Origin of the sequence: Paraplanobispora siamensis (genome assembly GCF_016863175.1) — a bacterium.
GTDB lineage: Bacteria > Actinomycetota > Actinomycetes > Streptosporangiales > Streptosporangiaceae > Planobispora > Planobispora siamensis.
The window spans coordinates 32,931-46,905 of record NZ_BOOJ01000050.1; the positions used below are offsets into that span (position 1 = coordinate 32,931).

At 69.5% G+C, this 13,975-nt stretch carries 13 protein-coding genes, 1 tRNA gene and 1 pseudogene; 9 read left to right on the forward strand and 6 right to left on the reverse strand.

Annotated elements, in window-relative coordinates; all coding sequences use genetic code 11:
• The first annotated feature begins 22 nt into the window (after positions 1-22).
• Positions 23-478: an ATP-binding protein gene (locus tag Psi01_RS28455; protein WP_204067199.1), complete on the forward strand. Its 456-nt coding sequence runs from the start codon at positions 23-25 to the stop codon at positions 476-478.
• Positions 479-506: 28 nt separating this feature from the next.
• Entirely contained in the window at positions 507-1,838 is a 1,332-nt protein-coding gene (locus Psi01_RS28460) for an NAD(P)/FAD-dependent oxidoreductase (RefSeq protein WP_204067200.1), read from the forward strand.
• A 217-nt stretch (positions 1,839-2,055) separates the two neighbouring features.
• Here the strand turns inward: Psi01_RS28460 and Psi01_RS28465 are convergent, their stop codons facing one another.
• The 4 genes from Psi01_RS28465 to Psi01_RS28480 all read right to left on the reverse strand — a co-directional run bounded on the left by Psi01_RS28465 (position 2,056) and on the right by Psi01_RS28480 (position 4,176).
• Entirely contained in the window at positions 2,056-2,241 is a 186-nt protein-coding gene (locus Psi01_RS28465) for a hypothetical protein (RefSeq protein WP_203879613.1), read from the reverse strand.
• A gap of 3 nt (positions 2,242-2,244) precedes the next feature.
• Entirely contained in the window at positions 2,245-2,931 is a 687-nt protein-coding gene (locus Psi01_RS28470) for a hypothetical protein (protein WP_204067201.1), read from the reverse strand.
• Positions 2,932-2,936: 5 nt separating this feature from the next.
• Positions 2,937-3,623, reverse strand: coding sequence for a hypothetical protein (locus Psi01_RS28475; RefSeq protein ID WP_239128101.1), 687 nt, complete (start codon positions 3,621-3,623; stop codon positions 2,937-2,939).
• A 109-nt stretch (positions 3,624-3,732) separates the two neighbouring features.
• Positions 3,733-4,176, reverse strand: coding sequence for a helix-turn-helix domain-containing protein (locus Psi01_RS28480; RefSeq protein ID WP_239128102.1), 444 nt, complete (start codon positions 4,174-4,176; stop codon positions 3,733-3,735).
• Between the two features lie 111 nt (positions 4,177-4,287).
• Between Psi01_RS28480 and Psi01_RS28485 the strand changes: the two genes are divergently transcribed.
• Positions 4,288-4,364, forward strand: a tRNA-Pro gene (locus tag Psi01_RS28485).
• Positions 4,365-4,692: 328 nt separating this feature from the next.
• Positions 4,693-5,349 (forward strand): recombinase family protein, encoded by a 657-nt coding sequence (locus Psi01_RS28490; protein WP_204067202.1) that lies wholly within the window; start codon positions 4,693-4,695, stop codon positions 5,347-5,349.
• Between the two features lie 63 nt (positions 5,350-5,412).
• Here Psi01_RS28490 and Psi01_RS28495 read toward each other — a convergent pair whose 3' ends face one another.
• A complete protein-coding gene (locus tag Psi01_RS28495) occupies positions 5,413-5,964 on the reverse strand; it encodes a hypothetical protein (protein ID WP_204067203.1) in 552 nt (183 codons plus the stop codon).
• A gap of 219 nt (positions 5,965-6,183) precedes the next feature.
• On the opposite strand from Psi01_RS28495, the gene Psi01_RS28500 reads away from it, so the two are divergent.
• The 5 genes from Psi01_RS28500 (at position 6,184) to Psi01_RS28520 (ending at position 13,166) form a co-directional block, all read left to right on the forward strand.
• Positions 6,184-6,456 carry a PP2C family protein-serine/threonine phosphatase gene (locus Psi01_RS28500; RefSeq protein WP_204067204.1) on the forward strand — a complete coding sequence of 91 codons (273 nt, stop codon included), beginning with the start codon at positions 6,184-6,186 and terminating at the stop codon, positions 6,454-6,456.
• Positions 6,457-6,558: 102 nt separating this feature from the next.
• Positions 6,559-7,083 (forward strand): GNAT family N-acetyltransferase, encoded by a 525-nt coding sequence (locus tag Psi01_RS28505; RefSeq protein ID WP_204067205.1) that lies wholly within the window; start codon positions 6,559-6,561, stop codon positions 7,081-7,083.
• Between the two features lie 861 nt (positions 7,084-7,944).
• Positions 7,945-11,130 carry an FG-GAP-like repeat-containing protein gene (locus Psi01_RS28510; RefSeq protein WP_204067206.1) on the forward strand — a complete coding sequence of 1,062 codons (3,186 nt, stop codon included), beginning with the start codon at positions 7,945-7,947 and terminating at the stop codon, positions 11,128-11,130.
• A gap of 1,230 nt (positions 11,131-12,360) precedes the next feature.
• Positions 12,361-12,732, forward strand: a complete 372-nt coding sequence (locus tag Psi01_RS28515; protein ID WP_204067207.1) for an STAS domain-containing protein — start codon at positions 12,361-12,363, stop codon at positions 12,730-12,732.
• Positions 12,733-12,764: 32 nt separating this feature from the next.
• Positions 12,765-13,166, forward strand: a complete 402-nt coding sequence (locus tag Psi01_RS28520) for a hypothetical protein (RefSeq protein ID WP_204067208.1) — start codon at positions 12,765-12,767, stop codon at positions 13,164-13,166.
• A 38-nt stretch (positions 13,167-13,204) separates the two neighbouring features.
• Here the strand turns inward: Psi01_RS28520 and Psi01_RS28525 are convergent.
• Positions 13,205-13,928, reverse strand: a pseudogene (locus Psi01_RS28525) (transposase).
• Positions 13,929-13,975 lie beyond the last annotated feature (47 nt).

Genomic DNA, 13,975 nt, shown 5'->3' on the forward strand with positions numbered 1-13,975 from the left:
GGACAGAGGAGGCGGATCGCGGGTGAACGAAGACGGTGTTCGTCCGGCTCGCTTCACGGCGGACGGCGGCCGGCTCTCACCTCCCGCTGTCCGCAACGCCGCCGCCGAGATCGCCTTCTGCCTTCCCGACCTGCCCGACGTGCGCGACTTCGCCGCGGCCCAGGCCCAGCGAGGGGGCATGGCCGCCGAGGCCCTGCCCGACTTCCTCGTCGCGGTGAACGAGGTGGCGACCAACGCCGTCACCCACGGGCATCCCAGCGCCAAGGCGGTGCTGCGGATGTGGACCGTCGATGGCCACCTCGTCGTCCAGATCAGGGATGAGGGACGGTGGGCCCCCACCGTCCCCCCCGGGGAGACGGCGCCCGGCCCCTACGCCACCAGCGGCATGGGGCTGTGGGTCGCCCGGCTGGTCAGCTCCCGGATCGACTTCGAGACCGGGCCGGAGGGGACGGTCGTCACCATGGCGTTCGCGATCTGAAGCCGTTTTTCGGGGTAGGGACCCGTCCATGACCAGACCTCCCCGCATTCTGATCGTCGGCGGCGGTTACGTCGGCATGTACACCGCCCTGCGGTTACAGCGCAGGCTCCGGCGCGGAGAAGCCCGCGTCACCGTCATCGACGCCGACTCGTACATGACCTACCAGCCCTTCCTGCCCGAGGCGGCGGCGGGCAACATCGAGCCCCGGCACGTCGTCGTCCCGCTCCGGCGGGTCCTGAACAGGTGCGAGATCCTCAACGGCTGGGTGGTCGGCATCGACCCGGACGCCCGCACCGTCGAGATGCGCCCGCACAGCGGCCCGCCCCGCATGATCGACTATGACCTGCTCGTCTTCGCTCCCGGCTCCGTCTCGCGCCTGCTGCCCATCCCGGGCCTGGCCGAGTGCGGCATCGGTTTCAAGAGCGTCGAGGAGGCCATCCACCTGCGCAACCACGTGCTGGCCCAGCTCGACCTGGCCGCCTCCACCACCGACGAGGAGATCCGCAGCCGGGCCCTCAGCTTCGTCTTCGTCGGCGGCGGCTACGCCGGGGTCGAGGCCCTGGCCGAACTGGAGGACATGGCGCGCGACGCCTGCCGCTTCTTCCCCTCGCTGCACCCCGGCGACATGCGCTGGGTGCTGGTCGAGGCCACCGAGCGGATCCTGCCGGAGGTCGGTCCCGAGATGGGACGCTGGACGCTGGAGCAGCTCCGCAGCCGGGGGATCGAGGTGCGCCTGGGCACCCGCCTGGAGTCCGCGGAGAAGGGCCACATCGTCCTGGACGACGGCACCGAGTTCGACTCCTCCACCCTGGTGTGGACCGCCGGCGTCAAGCCGCACCCCCTGGTGAAGGCCAGCGGGCTGCCGCTGGACGACAGGGGCAGGATCAAGGCGACCGCCGCGCTGACCGTCGACGGCTCCTCGACCGTGTTCACGGCCGGAGACTGCGCAGCCGTACCCGACCTGACCAAGCCCGGCCAGATGTGCGCGCCCAACGCCCAGCACGCCGTACGGCAGGCCCGCACGCTGGCCGACAACGTGGTGGCCACGCTCAGGGGCGGGGAGCTGACGAAGTACCGGCACGCCTACGCCGGCTCCGTCGCGAGCCTGGGCCTGCACAAAGGCGTCGCGCAGATCTACGGCGTAAAGCTGCGCGGTTTTCCCGCCTGGTTCATGCACCGGACCTATCACCTGTCGCGGGTGCCGACGTTCAACCGGAAGGTACGGGTCCTGATCGACTGGACCCTCGCCCTGTTCTTCCGCAGGGAGATCACCTCGCTCGGCCAGCTGGCCCACCCGCGCCAGGAGTTCGAGTTCGCGGCGCGCCCGGAGAAGGCGGCGGAGGCCCGCCCGGCGGGCTGATCAGGGAACCAGGGAACGCACGGAGAAGGGGCGCCGCCCGAGGGCGGCGCCCCTTCGCTTTGGGGCTTCTTCTCTTTGGGGCTTCTTCTCTTTGGGGCTTCGCTTCTTCGGTTGTTCTTCTCGTTGTCGTCCGGCTTCGGTGGCCCGGCCTTCGGTCTCCCGGCCTAATCCGGAATCCCGGCATCCGGGATCCCGGCATCCGGGATCCCGGGGGAGGTCACCTCCTGCGGCGCCAGTTCCCTCCGCGCCACCCGGCCGTGCCCACCCCGGCCTGGTGCAGCGCGAGGAGGAGCAGTCCGAGGAGCATGAAGGTGGTCCCGCTGATGCCTCCTCCGAGGCTGGCGTCGATGAGGTCGAGCAGCAGCCCGAGGCCGAAGACGATGGCGGCGGCGATCGCGAGCATCGGTCACCTCGTCCCGGCCGACGTGACGGGCAGGCCCAGCAGCTCCTCAAGCGTCGACCGGTAGTCGCGCAGAGCCGTACGGAGCTGCTCGGTGTCGTTCTGCTCGACGTCCTTCCAGTGACCCTGCAGTTCGGTGGCCCGGGCCTCCAGCGCCCTGCGGACCGAGGAGGTCACCTCCTCCAGGAGGGAGTCGGCGCGTTCCACCGCGTCGCGCGGGTCGTCCACGAAGCCGGCCTGGACCTCCTGCCAGCGCCGCCGTAGATCCTCGGGATCGTGGTCGAACAGGGAGGAGGTACGGGCGGCGTGGTGGGCCGGCTGCCCGGCCGGGGCGACCACGGCGCCGGAGTGCGCCGGGTCCAGGTGGGCCGGATCCGGGTGGGCGGGGTCGGGCTGGACCGCGGTGGCCCGGTCGGCGTCGGTCAGCGGCGTCTCCCGCTCCAGCACGTCACCGGCCGGACCGGCCTCGTGCCGCCTGTCGTTGGGAGGAACGGTGTCGTGCGCCGGGTGATCGTTCGCTGAGTCATCGTGCGCGGGGTGACCGGCCGGGGCGTCACCGTACGGTGCGGTCGTCGGGCGCGCCGAGGGATCCGCGGCCGCGTCCTCGCCGCGCTGCGGCGGGATGTTCGGCTGCGTGTCCTCGTTGGTGTGGACCGGCTGGCCGTAGACCAGCCGGTCGGGTCGGTCATTCATTCGAGTCACCGTCCTCGGGTGTCGCGGGGGGCGTTCCGCTCGTTCTCGCTGATCCGCTCGTCATGGCCGTCATGCCCGGGACGCACGGCGTCGTTCCGGGTCTCCTCGCGGTGCGGATCGGCATGCCGCAGGGAGTGGCCGTCATCGGCCGCGTCGGTGTGCGAGGCCTCGAGAAGCTCCTCGAACAGCGCGCGGTAGTGCACCATGGCCTGCCGGAGATCCTCGGTGGAGGACTCGTTGCGAGCGGCACGGCCGCTGATCTCGTGGGCCTTGCGATAGTGGTCGAGCGTGCGGCCGTGGGCGACCGACAGGTCGGCGATCCGCTGCTCGAAGTCCTCGGTCGGGTAACCCCGGTCGGCCATGACGGAGGTCACCAGATGGTCGGCCTCGGTCACCGCGAACCCGGGGGCGTCCACGAACCGCTCCTGGACCTCGATCCACTTCTTGGCATAGGCGTTGCGTGTCTCGGCGTCGAGCGGCCGGATGTCGAGGGAGCTGAAGCGCTGCTCGCGGGCGAGAAGCTCCTGCTCGGCCTCCTTGCGGCTGTCACGCTCCTGCAGGGTGCGTTCGTACTCGGGGCCGAATTTCTCGCGAAGCCGGTGCCGGCGTTGCTGCTGTACGACGAGATAGCCGATTGCGATGATCGCCACCACCGCGACCACGACGACGGCCACCCAGATCACGGTGGACATGTGCGCCTCCGGTTGTGTTAGCGGTTGTCCCGCCAGCTGCCCCGGAGGACCATCTCAAAACCGTCCGCTTACCGTCGTATTACCCGCCCTTCGGCTCTCGTCCCTGCTCTCAGCTCCCGTCGACGGCCTTCCTGGCCTCCGAGAGCACCCCCTCGATCAGCGACCCGCCGCTCGCGGCCGGTACCTCGTGGAACCCCTGCTCGGGGTCGTAGGAGATGTCCGCTCCCGAGGCGACCAGCCGTTCGGCCCAGCGCAGTGCGGTGTTGAGCTTCTCGGAGGGAATCGTCCGCCCCTGGGCGACGGCCGAAAGATTGCGCAGGTTCGTGGCCGGACCCGACTGGTTGTGGGCGCGGTCGAGCTTCCACGGGATCGCCCGCGAATGGTCGAGCATCGGCTTCGACAACCCGGCCGCCCGCTTGGCCTGCAAGATCCCCGACTCGCTCACCCCGAACCGCGCGGCCAGCTCCGCATTGGACAACCCCTGCCCGGCCAGCCGCCGCAACTCCTCTTGATCGATCAGCGCCTTGCGCCCCACGTTCCCCTCACCCTTCACCCGCTCACGACCACCCGGCGAACACCTCGGCGTGCACAATCCCGCCGGATCTGCGCTAAGGTTATGACGTCCGCCCGCAAGGGAGGGCCCGCAAGGGCCACAAGGACAAACCGGGACGTAGCGCAGCTTGGTAGCGCACTTGACTGGGGGTCAAGGGGTCGCAGGTTCAAATCCTGTCGTCCCGACCAGGTAATCACTGGTCGAAGGGGTTTCGGAGGTTCTCCGGAGCCCCTTTTCCGATCTCCGGGAGCCAAACGGGGAGCCACCCGGTTACGCGGACCGGTTCGCTTCTTGAGGATCTTGTCCATGGCGTAGGTCCTGAGCTTGTTTGTGCTTTTCGGCACGATGTCGGGATCAGAAGGTTCCCCGACACTCCGCCGGCCCCGCCTCGGGCGGCCGGACAACGACCCGGAAACCCGGGCACCGGGTGACGGAACACCGCTGCGGGCAGTCGATTTCGGGCTCGGATTGACGACAGGTGGAAGGGCTCTCCGTCCCTTCTTCTAGGAGTCCTCGGTGTGGATCGTCTACTTGCGGGTGTCCACCGCGACTCAGTCGCTGCTGCGGCGGCGCCGCATCCTCACCGAGGCCGGCCTGCCGGTGCGGACCGAGGGCGTCGCCGAAGGGTTTCGCCCGGCCGGCGGCGTGCTGCTGTTCGAGGATCCGGCGACCACCTCGAAGGTCCCCGCGCTGGAACGGCCCGCGTTCGGACAAGTCGCCGCCGCCGCGCACCCCGGCGACGTGCTGACGGTCTCGGAGCTGTTCCGGCTGTGCCGCGACCTCGTCGACATCCACAACGTCCGCAACTGGTGCACCGCGCGCGGCGTCGCCCTGCGCGTCCTATCCGGGCCCCTGTCGAACTGCCGCGACCTCGCCGCGAACGACGCCACCACCGCGCTGGTCATGAACGTGATCACCTCCGTCGGTCAGTTCCTGAGGCACTTCCAGCGAGACCTGCAGAACGAACTCACCGCCGAAGGGATCGCCGCGGCCGAAGCTCAAGGCCGCTACCGCGGCCGCCCGCCCGCGCCGGCAGGTGCCCGCCGCGAGGACGTGCGGACGGCGTTCCGCGACGAGGGAACCTCTAGCGCTGCCCTCGCGCGCGTCCACGGAGTCAGCCGCGCCGCTGTGCGAACTGCGCTGGCCGACCTGCTGCCCGGCGAGCCTGCCTGAGCACACCGATCGCCCGAGTGGCGGCTCGTCGTAGCTATGGAGTTCCGGGCCGTTACGGCCGCCTCAGCGTCGTGCCGGCTTGCGTCGAGGGTAGGCCTCGGCCCGCGGCACAGGCCCGGCATCGGCCTGCCGGCCCGGGCGCATCGCCGCATGCCGCTGCCCGGGGCCGGGCCCGGAGCGGGCGGCCAGCGCATCGGCCACCACGCCGGTGGCGAAGGCGTAGATCGCTTTGTGCAGCAGATCGACCGCCAGCTCGCGGCGGGGCCACGACTCAGGAGGCGCGCCGACCCCGGTGGCGTTCTCCAGGATCTGGTCGTTGGTGAGCCGGACCACCGCGAACTTGGCCGAGGACCAGGGCCCGCGTAACCCGGCGTGGGCCATCACCGAACGCAGCACGCCCAGCACGGCTGCCTGCCCGAAGTGCATGGCCCAGTTCACCGGCAGGCTCTGCCGTCCGGGCCGCTCGGCCATCCCGGTCAGCCGCTGCAGGACCCGCGCCGGGACATGGGAGTCCGGCCGGCCGGTCAGGCGCTGCTCGGCTTTTTCCGCCAGTGTCATCACCGTGGCCCCGGCCGTCCCGGCGATCAGCCCCTGCCACAGCGCGCGTTTCAGCATGAGGTCCCCGTACCCGGAAGCGGCCCCCTGTCACTGGTCTCATGTCGCCGGCCGGATGCGGTGGCATCACCCGGCGACGCTCGTCGCAGGGCCGGGCCGGCAGCGTGCATGGCTCGACGCACGGGGGGTGAGGCGCCGCTTGTGCAGGCGGGGCCCGGCTGTGAATGCCCCGGCAGGAGCCCAACACCCGCAGCTGGGCGCTGAGCATGCTGCGGCCCGGTGCGGCGCATTGGGTGTCTGGAGCCCGGGGACCGGCTGTTGTTGTACACCGACGGCATCATCGAGGCCAAAAGCCCCGACGGCCAGGAGTTCGGCCTGAAGCGCTTTGCCGACTTCATCATCGGCCGCGAGGCCGACGGCACCCCGGCTCCTGAGAGGCTGCGCCGGTTGATCCAGACCTTGCTGGAGCATCAGCACGACCACCTCGACGATGATGCCACCGTGCTGCTGGTGGAATGGCAGAGCCAGCATCACCGCCAGCTCCTGCCCTGAGCCCCGCTGAGACCCTTCACGGAGCTCGGCTGAGACCCGCGGCCGCCTCGGTGGCGTCGGCGATGGGCCGGCGGCGCAGGCGTTCTGCGTAGCATCCCGATCATGATGATCGAGCTGCGCGCCGTCGCGGAGGACGACCTGCCCTTCCTCGGCCGGCTGACCAACGACCCCGACGGGGCGGGCCTCCACCAGTGGTACGGCTGGCACGACCCCCACCGGCATCGCAGGCGCTGGGAGGAGGACGGGCTGCTGGGGGCGGACGGCGGGATTCTCCTGGTCGTCAGGGGAGAGGAGCGGGCCGGCTTCGTCTCGTGGAGCAAGGCGATCGTCACGAGAGCCGGTCACTGCTGGGAGATCGGGCTGATCCTGGCACCGGAGTTTCGGGGCCGGGGTCACGGGACGCAAGCGCAGAGGCTCCTGGTGCGGTACCTGTTCGACCATTCGACGGTCCACCGGATCCAGGCCGGGACCGAGATCACCAACGTGGCCGAACAGCGGGCGCTGGAGAAGGCGGGATTCACCCGCGAGGGCGTTCTGCGTGGCGCTGGCTTCCGTGCGGGGAAATGGCACGACGGCGTGCTGTACAGCTTCCTGCGCTCCGATCTCCCTGATCCGGAACGCCCCTGATAAGGAGGGCCGGACCAAGTAAGCGTCAAAGACGCAACCCGCAGGCCGGAGGGCCTAATGATCTCATCGGAAGGCCCTCGTGACGCGGCTGGTCAGAAGTCCTCGACGTCATCTCGCCATGGTGAATCGTTCACCCGCCATACATCGAGTCGCATTCTGGTGGCGATTGTATGCGCGATTAGAAGAGACGCCATATGAGCGTCCCGGCTTGGAGCGAGGAAGAATGCCTTCTACCGGCAGCAACCGTAACGGCGCCGCTTACGCGCATCGTGGAACAGCGGCCGCTACCAGCCGGTGGACCTTCGACGCGTAGGCACATACCGCCGGCGCTCTCGCGTGAGGCGAGCTGAATCGCGCGGCAGGAAGACCTGATGACTACGGCCTCGTCGGCCAGTGGATCGCACCTGCATCTCTCCAAACGCCCACGACAACCAACCGGCGGAACCGGCCGCGTGATCGCAGTTGGTCCTCACCCCATCCGGCATCATCCTCCGCCGGGTCGGACAGCCGATGTCCCGACCCCGTCGGTGACCGCAACCCGCCGATCCCCGCACAGGCTTCCCCATCGCCGGTAGCCGCCGACCCTGTGTGTTCCGGCGACGCGCGGCCCATCCGGCGCATCGCACCCCAGCATCTTCGCCCGGTCCTATCCGCGAATCACGGAGCTCCGATTCTCGTGACAACTTCCCATTCCCGCGGCCCGCTGGGTCGCCTTGCCTCCTGTTGCCCTTCACCCCCCCGGTGGCGGCAGCCCGATGTGACCGATACGGCTTCCGGCAGGCCGCCAGCGGGCCGCCCGCTCGTACACGTGGAGGGACAGTGCCGGTGATCGGCAGGAAGATCCGAAGAAGGGGCAGGGCCGTGACGTCCCTGCTCGTCACCCTGTGCCTGCTTCTTCAGGTCGGCTTTCAGCCGGCGGCGAGCGCCGCGACGAGCGCCGCGACCACGGTCACGCTGAACTTCGCGATGCCCGAGGGATTCGACCGGGCCGAGCTGACCGCGTGGGCGAACGAATTCAACAACCGCAACGACCTCCTCAGCGAGACCATCCAGGAGGAGATCGCGGCGCATCCCGCGGACTTCCCTGGGGCGCGTGACCTGGAACCGCGCGAGTTCGACGGCGCCTTCACCGTGACGTCCACCGGCGTGTCGGTCACGGTGGAATCGGACGTGCACACCAGCAACCTGTCCTGGTGGGAGGAGGCGCTGATGTGGGTCAGCGTCACCGCCGGTGGACTCGTGTTCCGGGTGGTGTGCGTCATCGGCCTGGTCCCCGCGATGCCGGCGACTCCGAGCCTCGCCAAGGGGATTTGCGCCAGCCTGCAGGTGATCATCAGCAAGGGCATCGTCCTGTTGATCACGGCTCTCGAAGACGGGCCGGCAAAGGACTGGGCCTTCTGGGAGAGGGCGCTGGGATCCCTCATCGTCGACGCCGTCTCCGCGTTCGTCTGGGAGGTCTGGCTCGGCCCGTTCACCATGGGCAGGGTCGAGAGCGGCTACACGTTAAGCTCCGCTTTCGGGAAGATCCGCGACGGGTTCCTGTCGGTCGCGAACACGATCGAACGCTGGTGGGGCTCATCGGCCGGCTTCTTCAGGACGCTGGCCACTGTGGTGGGCGGACGCGGCCCCGGGACCGCGGGAAGGCTGCTCGAACTGGCCAACGCACGGGGTTGGATGCCCCGCCCGGCCAATCTGCGGGTGATGCCGATGGGCGACTCGATCACCGTGGGCTACGGAGGGATCGGCGACAGCACCGAGAAATACGTCGGTTACCGGCGCGAACTGCTGAGCGGGTTGCAGACGGCCGGCCACTCGGTGGACTTCGTGGGTTCCCAGGACTCGGGCGCGGGCTCCATCTCCGACTCCGACCACGAAGGCCATGGCGGCTGGCGGATCGACCAGATCGACGACATCGCCGAATGCACCGTACGCCGCAACCGGCCCAACGTCGTCCTACTGCACATCGGGACCAACGACATGAACCGGAACTTCGACGTCGGGAACGCCCACCATCGGCTCGCCGCCCTGATCCGCAAGATCACCAGTGCCGCTCCGGAGACCACGGTGCTGGTCAGCGGGCTCGTACCGTCGCAGGACGACGCGATCAACGCGCGGATCGCCGCGTATAATTCCCGGATCCCGGACATGGCCAGGACCCTCGCCGCCGAGGGCCGGCGCGTGCGGGCCCTGAGCATGGGCGCCGTCACCGAGGCCGACCTTAGGGACAAGCTCCACCCCGGCCAGCGCGGCTACGACAAGATGGGCAGAGTCTTCCACAGCGCGATCAGCGCGGCGCTCCGCGAGGGCGTCATCGCCGGCCCGGTCGCCGGCAACCCGTCGGCGTGCCAGATGCCCCAGCCCGCCAACCCCGCCGAAGGCTGGAACGCCGTCGAGCAGATCTCCGCGGGATACGGCTACCCCCGTGACTGGGTGCGCTTCGCCGACATGGACGGCGACAACCGCGACGACTATCTGATCGTCCAGGACCTGGGGCAGGTCCGGGGCTGGCTGAACGGCGGCGACGGCCGGAGCTGGAATTGGAGGGGCGAGCTCAACGCCGGCTACGGCTACCCCCGCGACTGGGTGCGCTTCGCCGACATGGACGGCGACAACCGCGACGACTACGTCATCCTCCAAGACCAGGGGCAGGTCCGAGCCTGGCTGAACAACGGCGTCGGTCAGAGCTGGACGTGGAAGGGCGAACTCGCGGGCTACGGCTACCCGCGTGACTGGGTGCGCCTGGAGGACGTCAACGGCGACGGCCTCGACGACTACGTGGTCATCCAGGACCGCGGCGAGCTCCGGGCCTGGATCAACAACGGCCCCGGCAAGGACTTCACGTGGAAGGGCGAGATCAACCCGGGCTACGGCTACCCGCGCGACTGGGTGCGCCTGGAGGACATCAACGCCGACAAGAAGGTCGACTACCTCGTCGTCCAGGACAACGGCCAGGTCCGCGCCTGGCTCAACGACCTCGGCGGCAAGGGATGGATCTGGCAGGGCGCCGTCATCGGCGACGTCGGAGTCGACCGGAACAACGTGAGACTCGCCGACGTCAACGGCGACCGGAAGGCCGACTACCTCGGGATCGGCCCCCTGGGCCAGATCGGCGCCTGGTTCAACGACCGCTACCCCGGTGGCCCCACCCCCGGCAACCCGGCGCCGGTCGACCCCGGCCCCCCGCCCGCCAGTCCCGGGGAGGGATGGAACCACCTCGTCCAGATCTCCGCGGGCTACAGCTATCCGCGTGACTGGGTGCGCTTCGCCGACATGGACGGCGACAACCGCGACGACTATCTGATCGTCCAGGACCTGGGGCAGCTCCGGGGCTGGCTGAACGGCGGCGTCGGTCAGGGCTGGACGTGGAAGGGCGAACTCAACCCCGGCTACGGCTATCCGCGTGACTGGGTCCGCCTGGCCGACATGAACGGCGACAACCGCGACGACTACGTCATCCTCCAGGACTTGGGCCAGCTCCGGGCCTGGCAGAACGACGGCGACGGTCAGGGCTGGACGTGGAAGGGCGAACTCAACCCCGGCTACGGCTACCCGCGTGACTGGGTCCGCCTGGCCGACGTCAACGGCGACGGCCTCGACGACTACCTGGTCCTCCAGGACGAGGGCGAGCTCCGCGCCTGGATCAACAACGGCCCGGGCCAGGGCTGGACGTGGAAGGGTGAGATCAACCCCGGCTACGGCTATCCCCGCGACTGGGTGCGCCTGGCCGACGTCAACGGCGACCGGAAGGTCGACTATCTCGTCGTCCAGGACGACGGACAGGTCCGTGCCTGGCTCAACGACCTCGGCGGCAGAGGGTGGATCTGGCAGGGCCAGATCATCGGCGACGTCGGAGTCGACCGGGACAATGTACGGCTCCATGACGTCAACGGCGACCGGAAGGCCGACTACCTCGGGATCGGTCCCCTGGGCCAGATCGGCGCCTGGTTCAACGACCGCTACCCCGGCACCCCGGACAATCCACCGCCCGCGGCCCCCATCCCGCCCGACGGGTGGCCTCCGCTCTGCGTCGCCAACCGCTGCCCGTGACGCCTGCCTGAACGACCGCCAACCGGCCCGTGAGGAGGTCGACCACCTCCTCACGGGCCTGTCCGCAGTACGAAGAACGGCAAGAGGCCGCGGTCCTTCCGCCCTCGCCGTCACGTCACCCGATCGCGGCCCGCAATAGCGCATCTTGGATGAGGCGCATCGTCAGCGCTTGATTTTCACGCGTGGAAAACGTCAATTGCAACCAAATCGGCTCATATAGTCACGATTCACGCGCCAGCACACCCTCTGACCTGCAGATTGTGCCTTTGATGCTTACTTGGTCCGGCCCCACTCAGCGACAGGCCCCTGCAGAGGGGCAGATCAAGCACACCGGAAAGGGTCAGCTGGCCTGTACGTGGGATGACTCGCTTGCCACCCTCGGGTCGCGCATGGCACCGTAAAAGTCGTTCCGATCGCGACCATGTCCTGCATGCCGGGAGTGGTGCACGGAATCACAGGCGGTCCCTGGATCGGCCGACTGCTGGCCCCGCAGGGGCGGAGATGCTCCCCACCGTGGCCCGGTGGGACATCGTCGGCTGCTGACCTTGCGGGTTCACCTCCGATCGTGCGGCCCTGCCTTGGAAGGGCAAGGCCGCCGGGGTGTCTGGCCACTTGCGGCCAGGCCCTGCGTGCGATCACCCGCACGGGCACGATGGCCTTCGTGAGGATCCCTGAGCCCGATCCGGATGATGCGCCATCGGCCTGGTTGCACAAGCACATCATGAACGCCGTACGGCCGGCCCTGGAGCGGCTGCGCGAGATCAACGAGCTGGAGCGCATGTACGCCGCCGGCGATGCCGCTGCACATCCCCCACCCCAGCTCGGCGGCCCGCTCATGCATCCGGGCGGCCCGGCGCACCGCCCAGGCGGCCCGCCGGTATCCGGCCCGCGCCTCGATCTCCGCCTGATCGGCCGCCTGGATCGCCTCCTCAGTTCGCGCGAACGCATCCCGCGCCCGGTGACGTCGCAAGGGGGCGGCCCTTCGGCACCTGGCGGCCATCGGACAGGCGCCCTTTTGCGGATTGATCACCGGCGGCCAGCCGGCCCCGCTGCCCCCAGGCAGGATGCGCCGGCGGCAGAGTGCGGCGATCGCCCGCGCACCCTCCCCTTGACCCAGGCGCGCCCAGGCCACAAGCTCTGGCGCAAGATAGACGGGCCGGCCACGGTTGTGCCCCAGGCGCGCCAGGGACCTTGTCATGCACCCTTCTTCCGGAGAGGCCGCAGCTGAGCGTGCAATTGCACGAGCACGCCGGCGGGGTCCTCATCGCCCGGGTGCGCGGGGCGCTGGCGGTCGGCCTGGCGTCGCTGTTGGGCCGGCAACTGGCCGCCCGATGGACACAGCCGGGTCTGCGCGCCCTGGTGGTGGATGTGAGCGCGGTGGCCTTTGCCGATCCGATCGGCGTGCGCGAGCTGATCGAGGCCTACAACCGCTGTCAGGCCCACGAGCTGGCCTGTGCCCTGGTCGGCGAGGTCAGGCTGGCCCGGTTGCTGCGTGCCACGGCCCCCTCACCACCTTTGCGACTTTCCCCGATGCCGGTGCGGCCGCGGCGTTCCTGGCGGGCCGGCCTGATGCGGTGTGAGTGGTTGTTCGTCATCCCTTGATCGATCATGCGGCGGATGGGTAGGAGATCGCGATGGTCGAGCATGTGCCAGAGCGCAATGAGGAGGCGCGGGCTCGCGCGCAGCGGGCTCGTGAGCGGGCGCAGCGTGCCGATGAGCGGGCTGCGCAGGTGCGGGAGCGGATCGAAGAACTGGCGCACTCCCCGCAGGAGGTGACCTCCGGTTCCAGCTCCCAGCAGGCGCAGCAGGCCGCTGAGCGGGCCGAGCAGTCCGCCCAGGAGGCGGCGCAGGCCCAAACCGAGGCCAGCGCCGGTCACCGGCGTGCCGCCCAAGCCCATCGCCAGAACGCCGCGGTGCATGAGCAGGCCGCCCAGCAGCAGGTCGGGGATGTGCCGTGGCATCGGCAGCGGGCGGCGCACGAGCGTCAGGAAGCACGTGAAAACGAGCAGGAGGCTGACGATGACGCCGCACAGTAAGTGGGCGTTTGATCCCGTGATTTCCGTCTGATCCGTACTCAGGTTCCACGCCAGGTAGGGGTGGCTTCGCCGGTGAGGCGACGGCTGATGACGTCGATCATGGCGATATGGATCATGGCTTCGGAGCGGTCCGGCCGGGCTTCATAGTCACGCGCCAGGCGGCGATGCAGCATCAGCCAGCCCAGGGTGCGCTCGGCTGCCCAGCGCCGGGGCGGGACGATGAAGCCTTTGCTGGCCGGATCGCGGCGGCATCGGACAGGCCGGCGGTAGTGACCAGGGCGGCGAGTGGCAGGGGCAAGGGTGTCGATGACGATGCTGCGCTTGCGGCCGGCGATTTTCTTGCCGGGGTCGTAGCCCTGGCCGGTGGCGGGCACGTTGGCGGAGGTTTTGATGGTTTGGGCGTCGATGACGCAGGCGCTGGGGTCGGGAGTGTGGCCTTCGGCGATCCGGGCTGATCGCCGCAGTAGGCTGGTGAGTTGGGTGAAGATGCCGTCGTGTTGCCAGTGGGCGAAGGAGTGCGTAGACGCCTTTGCCAGGGCGGGTATTCGTGCGGCAGGTAGCGCCCGGGGATGGCTGGTGCGGTCGACGTAGAGGATGGCGTTCATGATGGCGCGCAGGTCGTGCTCGCAGGGGCGGCCGATGTCCAGGCCGTGGCTCCAGGCCGTGGCGGCGGCGTTCGGTGCGCCAGGCGGTCAGGGTGGGTTCGAGGAGTGCCCAGCGGGCGTCGGATAGGTCGCTGGGGTAGGGGTGGGTTGTGGCCATGTCTCGGGCGTATCGCAGTCGGCGTGTCTTGCCCGGGCCTGTGCGTT

Excerpts from the sequence above, each read along its gene's own strand:
- Psi01_RS28470 (WP_204067201.1), bottom strand. The coding sequence starts at position 2,931 with ATGAATGACCGACCCGACCGGCTGGTCTACGGCCAGCCGGTCCACACC.
- Psi01_RS28460 (WP_204067200.1), top strand. The coding sequence starts at position 507 with ATGACCAGACCTCCCCGCATTCTGATCGTCGGCGGCGGTTACGTCGGC.
- Psi01_RS28465 (WP_203879613.1), bottom strand. The coding sequence starts at position 2,241 with ATGCTCGCGATCGCCGCCGCCATCGTCTTCGGCCTCGGGCTGCTGCTC.
- Psi01_RS28505 (WP_204067205.1), top strand. The coding sequence starts at position 6,559 with ATGATGATCGAGCTGCGCGCCGTCGCGGAGGACGACCTGCCCTTCCTC.
- Psi01_RS28475 (WP_239128101.1), bottom strand. The coding sequence starts at position 3,623 with ATGTCCACCGTGATCTGGGTGGCCGTCGTCGTGGTCGCGGTGGTGGCG.
- Psi01_RS28495 (WP_204067203.1), bottom strand. The coding sequence starts at position 5,964 with ATGCTGAAACGCGCGCTGTGGCAGGGGCTGATCGCCGGGACGGCCGGG.
- Psi01_RS28520 (WP_204067208.1), top strand. The coding sequence starts at position 12,765 with ATGGTCGAGCATGTGCCAGAGCGCAATGAGGAGGCGCGGGCTCGCGCG.